The organism is Micromonospora sp. IBHARD004 (assembly GCF_052814115.1).
In genome coordinates, this window is the sequence record NZ_CP199934.1 from 6592058 (window position 1) to 6609557 (window position 17500).

Below are 17500 nucleotides of genomic sequence, written 5' to 3' on the forward strand. Positions count from 1 at the left end.
GGCGGACGGCGCCGGCCCTCGGCGGCCGCCCGGTCAGCCGCCCGTGGACGCGCGGGCGGGGGCCACGTCCTCGCCCGAGTGGCCGAACGGCAGCTTCGCCCGACCCCAGGTGAGACTCCGGTCGAGCACCGCGCGGGCCATGATCGCGACGCAGATGCCGCCGTTGAGGAACGAGGCCACCACGTCGCTGGGGTGGTGCATGCCCCGGTACATCCGGGTGACCGCGACGCCGATCGGGACCACGATCAGCAGCATCCACCAGGTGATCTTCGCCGGGGTGCTCCTCGCCCTCAGCGCCAGCAGCACCGCGATGCCGACGTAGAGCGCCACCGAGGCCGAGGTGTGCCCGGACGGGAAGCTGGAGGTGGGCGGCGAGACGTCCATGTGCTCGACGGCCGGCCGGCGGCGGTCGATGGCCATCGTGGTGAAGAGGAAGATCAGCGCCTGGGCGGTGACCGCGGCGCAGAGGAAGAGCGGCTCCCGCCAGCGGTGCAGCACCAGCCGCAGCACCAGGGCCACCAGCACCGTCACCACCACGATCAGCTGGGTGCTGGCGAGCGTGCTGAAGACCAGCGAGACGTTGTTCCAGCCCTCGGTACGGTCGGCCGCCAGCTCGCGGTTGACCGTGTCCTCCACCGTGAACGGCCAGGTCCTCGCGAGGACCCGGGTGACCAGGAGGCCCAGGGCCACCATGACGGAGAAGAGCAGGACCAGCGGCAGCAGGACCCGCCTGGTCACCTGGACCGCGACATCGGACATGGGCCGCCCATTACCCCACCGGGCGCAGAACTACGCGTGGTCCCGGCGCGCCGGATCGGGGTCCGGGCCGGCCAGCTCCGGCTCCACCCCCTCCCGGGCGGTACGCGCCGGTCGCCGACCGGTCCGGGTGCGCCAGGTGCGGAAGGCGGCCGAGGTCGCCGCGACCACCGCGACGCCGAGCAGCCAACCGCCCAGCACGTCGCTGGTCCAGTGCACGCCGAGGGCGATCCGGCTGACGCCGGTGACCACCGCTAGCACGATCGCGGCGGACCAGAGCGCCCAGCGCAGCGGCCGCCGGTCGTGGGTGAACGGGAGGAGGACGAGCAGCAGCACCCCGGCGGCCAGGGTGGCGTTCAGCGCGTGCCCGGACGGGAAGGAGAAGCCGGCCGCCCGGGCCACCGGCTCGAGCAGGTCCGGCCGGTGCCGGCCGACCAGCAGCTTGAGCAGCGCGCCGAGCAGCCCGCCCACCACCATCGTGGTGACCGCCCAGAGGGCCAGCCGCCGCGCCCGGCGGAACAGCAGCCAGGCGACGACGACGGCGGTGGCGGCCCGCAGCGGGCCGGGCGCGAAGACGTCGGTCCAGACGCTCATCACCCGCACCCAGGCCGGATGGGCGAGGGCGTACCCGTGCAGCGCGTCGGTCACCGAGGCGTCCAGCCGGAACAGCGGCGGCCAGGCCCCCAGCACCAGCAGGGCCAGCAGGGCGAACGGCACCAGCACCAGGAACGCCGCGATGGCGGCCACGGTGAGCCGGAGGCCCAGCGAATGGTCCGGGTCCAGGCGGCGGGTCCGCCAGGACCGCTCGACCGTGGACATCCGACTCTGCTCACCCGACCCGCTCATGCCCCAGCACTACCCAGCCGACGGCCCGGTCAGACCGGTCGTGCCGGGGTCACCGCTGTGACTGGCGGAACCGGCGGACCACCAGCGCGGCGCCGGTGACCAGGGCGACGAAGAGGGAGAGGCCGATCCACAGCCGTTCCGGCGCGGAGTCGTCCGACTGGCCCGCCGGGTGGGCCGTCCACCGGGCCTGCTGCTTCGGGGCGGTGAAGCTGAACGGGTCGGCGCCCTGCCCGGCGGCCCGGGCGTCCTGCGCCGGGCCCGGTGCCCGGCCGAAGCTCACCTTCCCGGGGGAGGACTGGTCGTCGAGCGGGTTGCGCGCCACCGACGGTACGTCGGCGGTCAGCGCGGCGACCGGGTCCACCAGGCCGTAGCCGAAGCGGTCGTCGCGGCCGGTGGGGCCGAGGTCCTTCGCGGTCGTGACCAGCCGGTTGACCACGTCCGCGGCGGACATCTGCGGGTAGCGGGCCCGGACCAGGGCGGCGGTCGCGGCGACCAGCGGGGAGGCGAAGCTGGTGCCCTGCACCCGCCAGTAGCCGCCGGGACGGGCCCCGAAGACCGCGGTCGCCGGGGCGGTGAGCACTGTCTCGTGGCCGGTGACCGAGCCGGACCAGAGGTCGTCACTGGTGCTCAGGCCGGCGACGGCGATCACGCCGGGTTCGCGGGCCGGGTACCAGACCTTGGTGCCGGTCGAGGTGGCGAGGTTGCCGGTGCAGGCGACCACCACCACGTCCCGGGCGAAGGCGTAGTCGAGGGCTGCGGCCAGGGCCGGGCTGGCGTCCCTGCCGCCGAGGGACAGGTTGATCACGCGGGCGCCGTTGTCGACCGCCCAGCGCACCCCGGTAGCGACGATCATGGAATCGTCGTAACGGTTCTCCTGGTCGAGCACCCGGACCGGGAGGATCCTGGCGTCCGGCGCCAGCCCGACCACGCCGCGGTCGTCATCGCGGCGGCCGGCGATCAGGCCGGCGACCGTCGTGCCGTGCCCCACCGGGTCGGGCCCGTCGAGGCCCGCGGGCGACACCAGGTCGATGCCGGGCAGCACCTGGCCGGCAAGGTCGGGGTGGGAACCGTCCACCCCGGAGTCGATCACCGCGACGATCACCCCGCGCCCGGTCGAGCTGCGCCACGCGGTCTCCGCCTGCAGCTTGTCGAGCTGCCACTGCTCCGCGCGGACCTGGTCCACCGGTTTCGGGTCGTCCACCGGTGCCAGCCAGGCCGGCTCCCGGTCGGCGGCCGGCAGGGCCGCGACCTGCACCGACGTGGTGACGTACGCGGTTGCCGCGTGGGCCGGGGTGGCGTGCGCCGGCGGGGCCAGCGGACCGGCCGCCGTGGCGAGCGCGGCAGCCGCACCGAGCAGCGTGCGTCCGACGAGGCGCCGGGTCGCGGTCGGAGCTCCGTGCCGATCCCTGGTCACATTCCCCAGCCATTCATCGCGACAGAAACATGCTGCTCGGAGATTACCGGGTTTCCCATGCGTCACGGTGCGAGTCGGTGACTCCGGTCACTGCGGCGGCAGGTGGGCCAGCTGCACCAACCGGACCCCCTCACGGCGGGTCACCAGCCGGCCCCGGCCCGGGGGCAGCGGGCCCGCCCTCACCTGACCCACGAGCGCCCCCTCGTCCGGGCCGCCCGACATCACCAGGCCGGCCGTGGAGAGCTCCCGCAGCCGCTGGATGATCGGCTCGAACTGGGTCCGGCCGGCGCCGGCGGAACGGCGGGCCAGCACCAGGTGCAGCCCGACGTCGCGGGCGTGCGGCAGGTGCTCCTCCAGGGCGCGCAGCGGGTTGGTCGGCCCACCGGCCACCAGGTCGTAGTCGTCCACCAGCACGAACAGCTCCGGCCCCGACCACCAGGACCGGCAGCGCAGCTGAGCCGGGGTCACCTCGGGGCCGGGGAGTCGGCCCTGCAGGTAGCCGGCCGCCGACTCGATCAGCTCGGCGGTGTGCGGGGCGGCGTTGCCGTACCCGATCAGGTGCGGCGTCTCGATCGTGCCCATCAGGCTGCGCCGGTAGTCCACCAGGATCACCCGGGCCTGCTCCGGGGCGAACCGGGTGATGATCGAGGTGGCCAGCGCCCGCAGGAACGACGACTTGCCGCACTCGGCGTCGCCGAAGACCACGAAGTGCGGCTCGGTCGCGAAGTCCAGCACCACCGGGTGCAGGTCCGCCTCGGCCACCCCGATCGGGAAGGCCAGGCCGGTGGTCGCCGCGAGGTCCAGCTCGGCGTACGGCAGCACCGGCGGGAGCAACCGGACCCGGGGCGCGGCCGGCCCGGCCCAGGCGCCAACGACCGCCTTGACCAGGTCGACCGTCTCCCCGCCCAGCCCGGCGACCCGGGGCAGGGCGCCGAGGAAGTGCAGCCCCTCCGCGGTGATCCCCCGGCCGGCCTGCTCCGGCACGTTCGCCGCCACCGCCCGCTTCACCACCACCGAGTCCGACGGGTCGCCGAGGCGCAGTTCGAGCCGGGAACCGAACAAGTCGCGGATCGCCGGCCGGAAGTCGGTCCAGCGCACGGAGGCGGCCACCACGTGGACGCCGTACGACAGGCCGCGGGTGGCCAGGTCGGTGACGAGCGGCTCCAGGTCCTCGTAGTCGTTGCGCAGGGTGCCCCAGCCGTCCACCACCAGGAACACGTCGCCGAACGGGTCCGTCCCCGGCTGCCCGTTGGCCAGCGCCGCCGCCCGCCGCCGTCGCCACGCCGCCATCGACTCCACGCCCAGCTCGGCGAAGCGGCGCTCCCGCTCGGCCAGCAGGGCGGCGATCTCCCCGACGGTGCGGCGCACCGCGGTCGGGTCGGAGCGGCCGGCGACCCCGCCGACGTGCGGCAGGTCGCGCAGCACGCCGAGCGCCCCACCGCCGAAGTCGAGGCAGTAGAGCTGCGCCTCGGCCGGGGTGTGGGTGAGCGCCAGCGCGCAGATCAGCGTGCGCAGCAGGCTCGACTTGCCGCTCTGCGGCTGCCCGACCACCGCGACGTGCCCGGCCGCGCCGTCCAGCGCCAGCCAGAACAGGTCCCGGCGCTGCTCGTACGGCTTGTCGACCACCGCCACCGGCACCTGGAGGGCGCCGTGCAGCTCGGGATTGCCGACGGTGAGCCCGCGTACCGGGTCGGCGGCGACCGGGCCGAGCAGCTCGTCGAGGGTGGGGGAGGAGTCCAGCGGCGGCAGCCACACCTGGTGGGCCGGGGGCCCCTGCCCGGCCAGCCGGCCGACCAGGAGGTCGAGCAGGGTCTCGGTGGGGGCGTCCTCCTCGGCGGCGGGCAGCGCGGCCGGGGTGACCGGCTCCGGCACCGGCACCAGGTGGGTGGAGAAGGTGAGCAGCCGGGGTGCGCCCGCGCCCGTCGCGCCCGCCGGGCCACCCCGGCGGCGGACCGCGCCGGAGACGTACGCGGCCTTGAAGCGGACCAGCGGGTCGGTGCCGGCGCGCAGGTAGCCGTGCCCCGGGGAGCGGGGCAGCTCGTGCGCGTCGGGCACCCCGAGCACCGTCCGGGACTCCAGCGCCGAGAAGGTCCGCAACCCGATCCGGTACGACAGGTGGGTGTCGAGCCCGCGTAGCCGCCCCTCCTCCAGCCGCTGGCTGGCGAGCAGCAGGTGCACGCCGAGGGACCGGCCCAGCCGGCCGATCTGGACGAAGAGGTCGATGAAGTCGGGCTTGGCGGAGAGCAGCTCGGAGAACTCGTCGCAGATCAGCAGCAGCGACGGCAGCGGGGCGAGCGGGGTGCCGGCCGCCCGGGCCCGTTCGTAGTCGCGGAGGCTGGCGAAGTTGCCGGCCCGGCGCAGCAGCTCCTGCCGACGGACCAGCTCCCCGTTGATCGCGTCCACCATCCGGTCGACCAGCGGCAGCGCGTCGGCCAGGTTGGTGATCACCGCGGCGGTGTGCGGCAGCCGGTCGAACGAGGCGAAGGTCGCGCCGCCCTTGAAGTCGACCAGCACGAAGTTGAGCTGCTCCGAGCTGTGCGTGGCGGCCAGCCCGAGCACCAGCGTGCGGAGCAGTTCGGACTTGCCGGAGCCGGTGGCCCCGATGAGCAGGCCGTGCGGGCCCATGCCGTCCTGCGCGGACTCCTTGAGGTCCAGCTCGATGGTGCCGCCGTCGGCGCCGACCCCGATCGGCACCCGCAGCCGGTCCCGGGCCGGTCGGGGCGCCCAGCCCTGCTCGGCGGTGAAGCTCTCCGGGTCGCCGAGGCCGAGCAGCTCGGGCAGGCCCGGCTCGGCGCCGGGTGGGGTGTCCGGTCCGCGTACGGTGCCGGCGAGCCGCAGCGGGGCGAGCCGGCGGGCGACCGCCTCCGCGTCGGCGAGCTCCAGCGCGTCGGCGGCCCCGACCTCGGCGTGCCCCTCCGCGGAGTGCGAGTGCAGCCGGCCGTCGGCCAGGTCGAGCAGGAGGGCGTACCGGTCGAGCAGGCGGGGCGGCGGGGTGTCCAGGTCGACGACGGTGACCGCGTCGATGCCGCCGTCCCCGGCCAGGTCGGTGGCGCCGGTCAGGTCGCCCCCGTCGAGCACCACCACCACGTGCGGCCCGTCGGTGGCCGGGCCGGCCGGGCTGAACCGGGACCGGCTGGCCAGCACCTCGTCGAGGAGCCGTTCCAGCTCGGCGGCGGAGCTGGTGACCAGGCGGACCGGGCCGAGCGCGTCGGCGCGGGTCGGGTGCTGGGCGTGTGGCAGCCACTTGACCCAGTCCCAGAGCGCCCGCCGCTCCGGCCCGGCGCAGACCGCGATCAGCAGCTCGTCCGGGGCGTGGAAGACGACGAGCTGGGCGAGCACGGCCCGGGTCAGGGCCTGCGCGGCCGGCGAGCCGGCGCCCCGCGGGCCTGCGGGACCGCGGACGAAGACCCGGGCGAAGCTGCGCAGCGAGAGCGCCACCGGCAGGTCCGGCACCACCGAGTACGCGTCGAGGAAGCGCCGCAGCGCGCCCGCGGTCATCGGCTCCAGCTCCGCCAGCGGCCGGGTGACCGGCGGGACGAGCGGGGTGGCCAGGGTCTGCGGGCCGACCCCCACCCGGACCACCGCGAAGTCGGGGTCGCCCGGCCGGCGTTCCCAGACCCGGTGGCTGTCGACGGTGGACCAGAGCCGGCCCGGGTCGGGGTGTCGGTAGTAGAGCCCGGCGCGCTGCGCCCCGGCGGTCTGCCGGACCCGGCGGCGCAGCGCGGTCAGGTGCCGCAGGTACTCCCGCCGGGCGGCCATCATCTCCGACTTCTTCGGGGTGCCGGCGGCGCTCCCCCACGAGGTGACCAGCATGGCGACCGAGGAGAGCCCGAACATGCCGCCCACCACGTAGGAGTAGGCCCCGCCGCCCCGGCCGAACATCATCGCCATCGCCACCGTGCCGCCGAGCATGGGCAGCACCATCAGCGCCTGCTGCCAGCGTCCGCCGGCGGCGACGGGGATCTCCGGCGGCGCCTCCACGGGCAGCTCACCGACCGGAATCTCCGGCGCGGGACGCCGCGGCGGGCGCTTGATGACGACAGTGGACACTTAGCCTCCCATGGCTCTCGGTAACCCGAGCCTGGCTCATCGTAGGTAAAGTCCTCTCGTCCGTCAGCCACCGTTCCCGCTCGATATGGAGAAACGTCGATGACAACCGGGCTGGCGCGGGTCACCATCAGCGCTCCCCAGCGGCGGGTGGACGTGGCCCTGCCGGAGCAGGTCCCCTTGGCCGAGCTGCTGCCGGAGGTGCTGCGGCACGCCGGCGAGGGGCTGGCCGACGACGGGGAGCGGCACGGCGGCTGGGTGCTCCGGCGTACCGACGGGGCGGTGCTGGCGACCGCGCAGGCGCTGCTGCCGCAGGGGGTGCGCGACGGCGAGGTGCTGCACCTGGTGCCGGCCCGCGCGCAGTGGCCCGAGCTGGAGTACGACGACGTGGTCGAGGCGATCGCCGACGGCGCCCGCCGCCGGGGCAGTGCCTGGTCGCCCGCCGCCACCCGGGCCGCGACGCTGGCGGGGGCGGCGGTGCCGCTCGCCGTCGGGCTGCTCGCCGTGCTGGCCGGTGGCCCCGGGCAGCGCACCGGCTGGCCGGTCGCCGCCGCCGTGGCGCTGCTGCTCGTCCTCGCCGGCACCGCCGCCTCCCGGGCGTACGGGGACGGCCCGGCCGGCGCCACCCTCGGTGGGTACGCGCTGCCGTACGCCGCCGCGGCCGGCGCGCTCGCGGTCAGCTCGGGTGACCCGGTCGGCCCGTTCGCGCCGCTGCGCTGGCTGGGCGCCCCCGAGCTGCTGGCCGGCTCGGTGGCGCTGCTGCTGCTGTCGGTGCTCGGCCTGCTCGGCGTGGCCACCCGGTCCCGGGTCTTCGTGGCCGGCGCGACCGTCGGCTCGGTCGGCGGACTCGCCGCCCTCGGCGGGCTCTTCCTCGACCCGGCGGCCACCGCGGCGGTGCTGCTCTGCGCGCTCGTCTTCACGCTCGGCGCGTTGCCGCTGCTGGCCATCCGGCTGGGCAAGATGCCGCTGCCGCCGATCACCCTGCCGGCCGCCGGGCCGGGCGGGGAGGCGCCCGCGGTCCGGGACCTGCCCGACCGCGGCCGGGTCCACGTGGCGGTGGCCCGGACCGAGGAGATGCTGACCGGGATGCTGCTCGGGCACGCCGTCCTCGCGGTCGCCGCCGCGGCGGTGCTCGCCTCGGTGGGCGGGGTGGCCGGGCGGGTGCTGGTCGCGGTCGGGTCGGCCGTGCTGCTGCTGCGGTCCCGGCTCTTCGTCGCGCTGCGGCACCGGGTGCCCGCCGTGACCGCCGGGCTGGCCGGGTCCGCCGTGCTCGGCGGCGTGTTTGCCGGCCGGGCCGGCTCCGCCGGCCTGCTCGCGCTGACCGTCGGCGGGCTCGCCCTGGCCCTGGTCGCGGTGGTGGCCGGCACCACGTACGCCCGGCGGCCGGTCTCCCCGTACCTCGGTCGGCTGGCCGACCTCACCGACACCGCGCTGGTGGTCTCCGTGGTGCCGGTGGCCTGCGCGGTGCTGGACCTCTACGACCGGGCCCGTGGCCTGCTCGGCTGAGCGGACGGAGAGGACTCAGTGCTGACTCCGGCTTCAGTAGGGAGCGCAGATGGATCTCGCCCAGCTGAAGGCCGCGCTGGACCGGAGAGGTGTGTCGGCGCGGCGGTACAGCCTGAGCGGCGGGTTACCGAACGGCGGGTTTGGCGTCGATCATGACCCCACTGGCTGGACTGTGTATTACAGCGAACGCGGCCAGAGGTGCTACGTCATAGAGAGCTACCGCTCCGAGAGCGACGCTTGCCGCCGGCTGTGGAACTTGATCACAGATGGGCAGATCCTGACCGACCGGCAAGGACAAGCCAGACCCGGCCCCGCGGACTCGGCGCAACCCTGCGTCTCGCTTACAAGGCGGTTCCGGCGACGGTCGCAGCGTTCGCCACCGTCCAGGACGTCCACGATGCCGCCTGATGCGTCCGGCCGCGTCCGCCGACGGCCGGCTCCACTGCATCGTCAGCACGCAGGTTGACGTTGGCCGCAATTATTGGCCCTCTGGGCCGTCCCGTCTTGGCAGGCGGCGGCGTGGCCGCTCACCGCTCGAAGCGCCCGGCGGGTTCCTGGGCTCGGCCGGTTCCTGCCTAAACTGCCGTTCGCCGGCATGCCAACTCTCGGCGTCGACTGCGGCGCGCGCTTCCAGGCTCGGCTCGCCGCCGAGGTCCCCCTCAGGACTGGCCTCGGCACGCCATTCCCGTCGTTGCGACGTCTCTCGGACCCCTCGCCGGCCCGGCCGACCGGCGGGGGGTTCGGCGCTGCCGGCGCCGGCCTGCCCGACTTGTCTGGCGGCTTCACCGACCGCCTCCCCTGCCTGCTCGGCAGCCCGCCCGACGCCCTGGGCGGCCCCTCCGAGGCCCAGCTCAAGACCCTCGGTAGCTCCCGCCACCGCTTCCCCGACGCCAGGGCCAGTCTCCGTCAGCAGCTGCCGCGCGCCGATACCGGTCTCTGTGAGCGCGGCCCGGGCACCGCGGGCCAGTTCCTCGACGATCTGCGGATTTGCGTTGATTGTCGCTAGAACTTGTTTCAAGATCTCAGCAACGTTGTCCAACCGGACCTTGAGCAGTGCCTGGGCGTCCACGCCCTTGAGGTCGAGCCGAACCCTACCGAGTGTCGCGTCGATCCCGACATGGAGCCGGAGCAAGCTCAGCACGTCGGCCTGCAGAGATACCCTCGCCCTCAGGTCCTCGACCTCGATTTCCAGCGAGTCGACATGCAGCTCCGGTACGTCGAGATAAACATCCTCGCCCCGGTCCTCGCCGATGGCCGCCGTCTCCCGCTCGTACATGCGCTCCGGCTCCACCCCACCCCCCATCTTCCCAGGATTGCATGCAAGTAGTTACCTTGCCCCGAATTGTCGGTAGCCGCCGTGCAAGGGCAGAGGAGGGACCACCTCCGAGAACGCCCACTTTGCCAGGTAGGGAAGCCCTTCTCCTCTGCCTTCCGGCCGCCGTCGCCGCGCCCTCTGGGAGCGGACCGCGTACAGGTCGACTCGTCCGTCGCCCACCAGGTCAGCCGCCGTTACATGGTGGCTGGCCTGCTGTTTCTTCGGGTGCTGATGGTCGTCATCGTCGCCGTTGGTCGGCCTTTGACGGCCCGGCCCAGAGACGGACCAAAGGAGTGACCCCTCGTTTGTAACTTCTGGGCAACCTTCCGACTGCGTCCACCCGCGGCCGGCCCGCCCCGTCCGGCCCTCCGGGAGCACGTGATCGTGCGCCGTCGTCCGTCATCGTTGCTACAGGCGCTGCTACACCCTGCATCCGGCGGGCCAGCAGTACACCAACTACAGGTAGCGCGTGCTCACCTGCCCTGCTCTCGTAGCCCGTCACAGGCTCCCGCTTCGTTGGCGAGCCCGCGCGGCGCGCGCTGCCCGACCTGGGTGCGTACTGCAGGCGTGTGTGTTGCCACCGTCCCGACTCCGCTTGGTTGAGGCGATCAACTGTCGCGGGGTCGGCTGGTTGGCAGAGTGAGGTCCGTGCGGAGATTCGGTCGACTCCAGCTGGCCCAGGGGGAGGGCAGCGTTACTCGGCTGGAGCTGTTCCTGGACCTGATCTTCGTGTTCGCGTTTCTGAACGTCACCGGTGTGACCGCCGAGCAGCTCAATCCGGCCGGCCTTCCCCGAGGTCTGCTGCTGCTCGTGCTGTTGTGGGGTTGCTGGGCGCCGTACGCGTGGCTCGGCAACATCCTCCGGCTGGACCGGGGCATCATGCCGGTGTTCATGTTCGGACTCAGCGCGACGCTCTTCGTGATGGGCCTGACGGCCCGGGAGGCCTTCGTCGACCGCCCCGGCGGGCTCTCCGGGCCGGTCGTGTTCGCGGTCTGTTACATGATCGCGCGTAGTGGCGCCCTCGTGTTCGCCACCGCCGCTGGCGTGGCGGAACCGGGCACCCGCCGGCGGCTGTCGAGAGCCTGGCCGGTGCTCGTGTCCGGCGAGCTGGCGCTGCTGGCTTCCGCCCTCGCGCCGTCGTATGTCGAGGGCGTGGTGGCCCGCGAATGGATCCGGTTCGCCCTGGTCGCTTGCGCGATCGTCGCCGGGTACGGCGGTACTTTCCTGCTGGGTGCCGGCACCTGGCAGATCAGATCCATCCGCTACTGGGCCGAACGGCACAGCTTGATCATCCTGATCGGTGTCGGCGAGGCCATCATCTCGGTCGGGCTGGGTCAGGGTGTCGCCGTGGCGCATCCGCTCACCCTGGACGTGCTGGCCGGCGCGCTGCTCGGCGTCATGCTTGCCGGGGCGCTGTGGTGGACCTACTTCGACGTCGCCCGGTTCGCCGCGGAGCTGGCGCTGGAACGGGTATCGGAGGCCCGACGAGCGCTCCTTGGGCGCGACGCGTACACCTTCCTGCACCTGCCCATGATGGCCGGGCTCATCCTGGTCGCTCTCGGCCTCCAGCACACACTTTCCGCGCTGCGCCTGCCGTCGGAAACGTCGGTCGAGATGCGGCTGCTGGTGCTCTACGGCGGGGTGATCCTCTATCTCGTCGGCCTGATCCTGTTCGAGGTGCGCACGCTGCGCCTGCTCGGCCGGTCACCCATCCTCGGAATCCTCCTGGTCGGATCCCTGGCGGCGATCGCTCCTCAGGTGCCGGTGCTGGCCCAACTGGCGCTGTTGACGGCAGCGGTGGGCGCCATGGCGCTGGCCGACGCCACTGTCTTCCGGCACCGCCATCGCCGGCTGCACGCTGAAATACAACCCGTTCTCAAGCAGTCCGGGGTGACGCCGAAGGAACTCTTCTTCGACCTGGTCTACGTGTACGCGTTCCTGCAGGTCGCCGCCCTGATGGCCGACGACCCGACCTGGCGCGGCGTGGTTCGGGGGCTGCTGGTGCTCATCGTTCTCTGGTCTGCCTGGTGCGCCTACACCTGGCTGGGCATCGCGGTCCGCTCGGAGCACCCGGTGGTGCGCCTGGTGATGGTGCTCGTCGTCGCGCTCACCGCGGTGATCACCCTGGCCAGCCCGGAAGCGTTCAACGTCGACGGTAGGGGCCTGCCCGGGCCGCTGGTCTTCGTGGCCTGCTACGCGTTGATCCGGCTGCTGTTCCTCGGCGCCTTCTGGCTCACCGTCCAGCAAGACCCGACGCAGCGGGCCGCCGTGATGCGCAGCGCCGTGCCGACCCTGCTGGCGCTCGCCATCCTGTTTGCCGCCGCGTTGATGCCGCAGCCGGTCGGCGATATTCGGCTGCTGGCCCCCGCGCGCGCCGGGCTCTGGATCGCCGCCATCGCCGTGGATCTGGTCGGCAACCGGCTCGTCGGAGCCCGTCACCCGTGGACCTGGTCCGCCGAGCACTGGGCCGACCGGTACAGCCTCATCATCATCATCGCGCTCGGTCAAGCGGTCATCTCGATGGGCACCGCCGTGGTCTACACGCCCATCTCCGCTCGGATCATCGTCGCCGCCACACTCGGCACGGCCCTGCTCGCCGCACTCTGGTGGATCTACTTCAGCAAGACCGCCATCCATGGTGAGCGGGTGCTGGCCGCAAGCGGCAGAGCCCAGCGGGCGGCGCTCGCTCAGGACGCCTATGCGCTACTGCACCTGCCGATGATCGCCGGCATCGTGTTCGTCTCGCTCGGGCTCGGCAAGACGATGTCCGTGCTGGGCAACCGGGGCCTATTCGAACTCGGCGCCCCGCTCTACACACTCCCGCACCTCGCTCTCTTCGGTGGCGTGATCATCTACCTGCTCGCAGACCACGCGTTCCGCTGGCGGCTAACCCGCCGTGTCCACCCCCAACGGATCGCCCAAACCCTGGTGATCACGGCGCTGGCACCCGCCACCGCCCAGCTACCGGCGCTAGTCGCGCTCGCCGCACTGGCCGCAGTCTGCCTCGGGTTCATGACGATCGAGGTGAAACGCCGAGGTCCGCTGCCACGTGCCCGGAGATACCTGCAACAGCGGCCCCGACCACCTGAGGTGGTGTGAACCCGGCGACGCCTGCCTTGCAAAGACGGCTCGATGCAATGGACGATTGTCGATCAATGTCGACGACTGGCGTTGGAGTCAAGGGCGGTGCCGTCCTGTACCAGCGGTTGTCGGTTGTTGTCGTGCGTCTCGCTGACTTCTCGCTGACGACCACCTCCACCGCCGGCGCCCGCACACCCGTAACCCTCAACCTATGGATTACCGGCGAGGTGGTCGCAGAGGGCTCCGTAAGGAGGCCACAAGCCCCAACCGGTCGGACTGGGGCTCCAGCGGTTGGGGCCGTTGCTGTACTTCCGAGCTGTACAGCTCGTCGAAACAGCCCGTCTGGTTAGGACGGTGTAACAGGCGCCCACGTTCGTTGCGCTTGTGCTGCTAGCAGGGATGGAAGTCGCCCCGGCGACGTAGCCGAGGCCAGACCTGCAATACCCGGGCGGCATCGTCATCACGCGTTAGGGCGGCCGGTGACGGCAAGTCTGGGTGGAAGGGTCTTATTGTGCTTGATCTCTCCTCGATCGCCCGAGAGCGGGAGGTGCTTTCGGGCGTTGCCGATGCGATCGTGGCCGCGGCGGTCGGCAGGGGTCTGCGTGTGGCCGTCACTTGTCCCGATTCGCACCTTGCCTTCGTCGGTCAGCTCGCGCGGGCGCTGCACGCTCGCGGTCGCGCATGCCGCTGCCTGGTCTCGAAGCCGAACCCGTCCGCCGCCAGCTCGCCGTCAGATCACGGCGAGCCTGAGTCAGCGCTGGCCGTGATCACAAGCGAACCGTTCGCGCAGACCGACGATGATGTGCAACGCGTGAATATCGACGTGATCGCTGGTGCCCCGCCGGCACCCCGACGCGCCGTCAGTCACCGCCAGACAGGCGATGGGGCCCCAGATGCCGACGATCAACTGGATGTTGTCCTCGAATATCACGACCCGGACGGGCTAATCATCCGCCACATAGCCCCCTACCTGTCCCGGTCTCCTGGCTGACGTGCGGCACTGCCTTGCTTGCTGGCCCCGCCAAGCTGCAGTCCGCGGCGGTCTTACCGTATCTACCTCTGATGCGCTAGTGACCGGTTAGACAGGGTCGGGTGCGCGACCACCAACCGGAGCGGGTATGCCCTCGACCCCCGGGTTCCCGCATGGCGCGCACAGGAAGGCCCCGTTCCCCCCAGAACGGGGTCTTTCCGTGTCGTGCCGATCGGCCCTCTGGGGGATGCCCTACTCGAGCCAGCAGCGCCGCGGCTTCGATGAGCCGCGGTCCTGGCTCCGCCAGGTCATCGAGGGGCGGCCCCGGCTCGGCGGGCGCAGCCCGCGTCTGGCGCTGCAGCCCGGTGTGGGAGTCAGCAAAGCCCGTATTGGACATATCCGATGGTGGTCGGCTGCTCGGAGGACACCGGGTCTGGCCGCGCCCGGATCAAGGCCATGCCGGCGGCCGCCGTTCGATCACGCGCGTGAGGAGCAAACGCTGTGAGCCCCGAGATGATCCTCGCCGCGATCCCGTCATCTCCCCATGATTGATCACCGTCGGCGATACCCGCCTGACATCCTGCTCGAACAACTGGAAGGTCTCTCGGCTGAGGGTGATGTCCCTGCCGGTTCTGACGCTGAAGCCCCTGAATCGTTGAGCCGACGATGAGCCGGCTGTGAGCGCAGAGTGCCATCTTCATACGTGCTTGGTGGAAACGGAGAAGGGCGCCACGGGCGGCTGAGCCCGGGTGGAGGCTCAAATGACCAGCGGGTCCGGGACGGCGCGCGTGCGCCGCGGGCCGGTTCGAGTGGGTCGAGCGCGTCGGACAACGGAAGTGTTCGTGACCGGGCTTTTCTCAGAGATCGGGTCGAAGTCGTGTTGGAGTCTGACTGGGCGAAGAGGTGAGCGGCGATGACTGTGATCTACGTCGACCTGTCGCACCATGACTGGGACCGGGTCAAGGGCCAGTTCGACTGGGCGGCGATTCGCAGGGCCACGTCTCCGGTCTTGTGCCTGCGTGCCACCTACGGGGATCCTCAGGGCTACAACCCCACCACCCGGCATTTCGCCGACATGGCGCGCGGCGCCGGCGCCGCCGGCTTCGACGTCATTGGGGGCTACCACAACCTGATCAAGGGCGACCAGGCCAGCATCAACCGACAGGTCGACTACCTACGCCGCACCCTCGATGGCGTCAGAGCGGTGTGGGCAATGCTCGACGTCGAGCGCTATACCGAGCTGGTCAACAACGGCCTGTGGCCACGCTTCGACGACGTACGCCAGTTCGTCGACCGCTGGCACACCGTCGACCACCGGCTACTGGCGGTGTACCTGCCCCGGTGGATGTGGGACGGGCACCTCGGCCGCCCAGACCTGCGCGTGCTCCATGCGCCCTTAGTCTCCAGCAACTACGGCACCAATCCCGACGGCTCACCCGCTGCCGTCTACGCGGCCCGTGGCGGCGACAGTGGCCCAGGCTGGGCCGCCTACGGCGGGGTGACCCCCACCGTCTGGCAGTACGGGTCCAACGTCGACTGCCCGGGCGCGTCCGGGCAGACCGACTGCAACGCATACCGTGGCACCCTCGCGCAACTGCGGGCCCTACTGACGAAAGAGGACACCATGACCCCCGCAGAATTCTCAGCGATCCTGCGCGACCCGACCGTCGCCGCGCAGATGCGAGCGCTCCCGTGGCAGTACGTCGGCGGCGGCATCCCTCCAGGCAAGTCCACCCTGGGCGTACTCAACGACACCTACGAGGCAGTTCAGGCACTGGGTGGAATGACCGCGCGGCAAAGCTCCAGCCCCGACGAAGAACGCGCCGTGCTCGCCGCCCTGCCCGCTCCCCCGACCGCCGATCAGGTCGCTGAAGCGACCGTACGCAAACTCGGCGGGCAGGACCCAGACGCCGCCGCCGCCGCAATCGTCGCCTTACTCGGGCCGGAACGGGCCGCAGCTCTCGCCGCAGCACTTGCCGCGACCGCTGAAGGAGCAGGCTAGTGCGGTGTCCACTAACGTTCACCGGGTTTGCGGTGGGTGTTGTGGATCCTCGCCCTGAAGGGCGAGCGACTCCCCACCGGTGGTGGGGCGGGCCTCCGCGGGCCAACTGATCCTCGCGCTGCCCGGGGTGGGCGGCGGGGGTCACGTCGGGACTGGCCGGCACCGGGCAGGTGCCGGCCGGCTCGGCGGTGCGTGACCACCTGCGGCAGCGCAACGGCTGTCGGGGTGGTGGGTCCGCCGCCCGGGACACGGGTGGCGATGCTGGCGGCCGCGACGAGGTCGCGGTGGCCGGAGAATGCGCAGTGCGGGCAGGACAAGGTCCTGCCACGGGGTTTCGGCACCCGCCTTCCGCAGGCGGGGCAGGTGGACGAGGTGCCGCGTTCGTCGACCAGCCGGACGGTGATACCGGCCAGGGTGGCCTTGTCGGTGAGGACCTGCAGGAGCCGGCCGATCTGCCACTGCCGCAACCGCAGGTTGTGCCGCCGCCCGGTAGGGATGTCGAGTACACCGCGGGGGTCACCGACGTGCAGGACACCGACCCGCTGCTCCACCGCCCACGACATGACGGTGCGGGCGGCTTCATGCTGGGCCTGACGGACCCTGCGCCGGTGCCGGCCCTCCACCAGGCGTGCCCGACGCCGGTACTGCCGCCACCGCCGCGACCCCTTCTGACCAGGTTTCGGCGCCCGGCGGGCCACGGCACGGCGGCGGGCCTTGATGTCGGCCAGGTGCATGCGATGCTCGGCGCGGATCGCCCGCCCCGACACCAACAACCCCTCCCCGCCGGGGCCGGCCACGGCGTACGGGTGGATGATCCCCAGATCCACCCCGCCCACCCGGGCCGGATCCGGCTCCTCGCCGGGCGGGTAGACCGCCACCGGCACCTCGGCGGTCACGTCGAGGAACAGCCGACCGCCCTCGCACAGCAGGGTGATCGACCGGACCTGCTCGGCCGGATACGGCACCTCCCGCGCCAGGCGCACCCACAACGGGGTAGTGCCTCTGGCGGTCGGGATCCGGACGCGGCGCCCGTCGAGGGTGAACGTGCCGTGATACCAGCGCAGCGGCATCAGCCCCCGCCGGCGACGCGGGAACCGGGCCGACAGGTCGCCGGCGTTTCGCCGCCGCGAACCACGCATCCGAAAACCGACGTAACACCGACCGGGCACCCGTGGAATCCAGCTCCGCGAACGTGCCCGGCCCCGACGCGGCCAACTCCCGGCAAAGCTGCTGATAGCCGACCAGTGGCGCGTCGCCACGGCGGTGGCGCCACGTGTTGGCCTCCAGCACACACGCCCACACATCACCGGCGGAGCGCAGCAGCCCGAAACACCGGCGCCGCTGGCCGGGCGTCACCCGCAACGCGACGCGTGCGGTGCGGTGCACGACCCGCGGGGCGGCGGGATCCCGACGACGAGGCACGAACCGAAGCCAACACCACCCCTACGACACTTACCCAACCCCGACCAACCCGGTCAACGTTTGTGGTCAGAGCACTAGCGTCGCGACGGCCTCTGGTGGTACGCACACATCCAGAGGTCCGAGACTGTCGAGCGAGTCCGT

Annotated in this window: 10 protein-coding genes; 4 read left to right on the forward strand and 6 right to left on the reverse strand. The window is 72.3% G+C overall.

All coding sequences use genetic code 11. The features are described from left to right. Window positions 1–33: 33 nt before the first annotated feature. The 4 genes from ACTWO6_RS32095 to eccCa all read right to left on the reverse strand — a co-directional run bounded on the left by ACTWO6_RS32095 (window position 34) and on the right by eccCa (window position 7066). Window positions 34–759 carry a phosphatase PAP2 family protein gene (locus tag ACTWO6_RS32095; RefSeq protein WP_446217398.1) on the reverse strand — a complete coding sequence of 242 codons (726 nt, stop codon included), beginning with the start codon at window positions 757–759 and terminating at the stop codon, window positions 34–36. 30 nt (window positions 760–789) lie between these two features. Next, entirely contained in the window at window positions 790–1575 is a 786-nt protein-coding gene (locus ACTWO6_RS32100; protein WP_446217399.1) for a phosphatase PAP2 family protein, read from the reverse strand. 76 nt (window positions 1576–1651) lie between these two features. Beyond that, complete coding sequence (gene mycP, locus ACTWO6_RS32105) at window positions 1652–3016, reverse strand: type VII secretion-associated serine protease mycosin (RefSeq protein WP_446217400.1); 1365 nt, start codon at window positions 3014–3016, stop codon at window positions 1652–1654. An 87-nt stretch (window positions 3017–3103) separates the two neighbouring features. Then, window positions 3104–7066, reverse strand: a complete 3963-nt coding sequence (gene eccCa / locus ACTWO6_RS32110; protein WP_446217401.1) for a type VII secretion protein EccCa — start codon at window positions 7064–7066, stop codon at window positions 3104–3106. A 99-nt stretch (window positions 7067–7165) separates the two neighbouring features. Between eccCa and eccD the strand changes: the two genes are divergently transcribed. Then, the gene (gene eccD, locus ACTWO6_RS32115; RefSeq protein ID WP_446217402.1) at window positions 7166–8569 is read left to right on the forward strand and encodes a type VII secretion integral membrane protein EccD; all 1404 of its coding nucleotides are present in this window, start codon (window positions 7166–7168) and stop codon (window positions 8567–8569) included. Window positions 8570–9047: 478 nt separating this feature from the next. On the opposite strand, the gene ACTWO6_RS32120 is transcribed toward eccD, so the two are convergent. Continuing rightward, complete coding sequence (locus ACTWO6_RS32120; protein ID WP_446217403.1) at window positions 9048–9845, reverse strand: hypothetical protein; 798 nt, start codon at window positions 9843–9845, stop codon at window positions 9048–9050. 687 nt (window positions 9846–10532) lie between these two features. Between ACTWO6_RS32120 and ACTWO6_RS32125 the strand changes: the two genes are divergently transcribed. From ACTWO6_RS32125 to ACTWO6_RS32135, 3 genes are all read left to right on the forward strand, one after another. Further along, complete coding sequence (locus ACTWO6_RS32125; RefSeq protein WP_446217404.1) at window positions 10533–12983, forward strand: low temperature requirement protein A; 2451 nt, start codon at window positions 10533–10535, stop codon at window positions 12981–12983. Window positions 12984–13476: 493 nt separating this feature from the next. Then, window positions 13477–13956: a hypothetical protein gene (locus tag ACTWO6_RS32130; RefSeq protein ID WP_446217405.1), complete on the forward strand. Its 480-nt coding sequence runs from the start codon at window positions 13477–13479 to the stop codon at window positions 13954–13956. Window positions 13957–14848: 892 nt separating this feature from the next. After that, window positions 14849–15937 (forward strand): hypothetical protein, encoded by a 1089-nt coding sequence (locus ACTWO6_RS32135; protein WP_446217406.1) that lies wholly within the window; start codon window positions 14849–14851, stop codon window positions 15935–15937. An 11-nt stretch (window positions 15938–15948) separates the two neighbouring features. Here the strand turns inward: ACTWO6_RS32135 and ACTWO6_RS32140 are convergent, their stop codons facing one another. Beyond that, window positions 15949–17076 carry an RNA-guided endonuclease InsQ/TnpB family protein gene (locus ACTWO6_RS32140; RefSeq protein ID WP_446217407.1) on the reverse strand — a complete coding sequence of 376 codons (1128 nt, stop codon included), beginning with the start codon at window positions 17074–17076 and terminating at the stop codon, window positions 15949–15951. Window positions 17077–17500: the final 424 nt, after the last annotated feature.

Coding starts and splice junctions, on each gene's coding strand:
- ACTWO6_RS32140 (WP_446217407.1), bottom strand. CDS start 17,076: ATGCGTGGTTCGCGGCGGCGAAACGCCGGCGACCTGTCGGCCCGGTTC.
- ACTWO6_RS32095 (WP_446217398.1), bottom strand. CDS start 759: ATGTCCGATGTCGCGGTCCAGGTGACCAGGCGGGTCCTGCTGCCGCTG.
- ACTWO6_RS32135 (WP_446217406.1), top strand. CDS start 14,849: ATGACTGTGATCTACGTCGACCTGTCGCACCATGACTGGGACCGGGTC.
- ACTWO6_RS32120 (WP_446217403.1), bottom strand. CDS start 9,845: ATGTACGAGCGGGAGACGGCGGCCATCGGCGAGGACCGGGGCGAGGAT.
- eccD (WP_446217402.1), top strand. CDS start 7,166: ATGACAACCGGGCTGGCGCGGGTCACCATCAGCGCTCCCCAGCGGCGG.
- ACTWO6_RS32100 (WP_446217399.1), bottom strand. CDS start 1,575: ATGTCCACGGTCGAGCGGTCCTGGCGGACCCGCCGCCTGGACCCGGAC.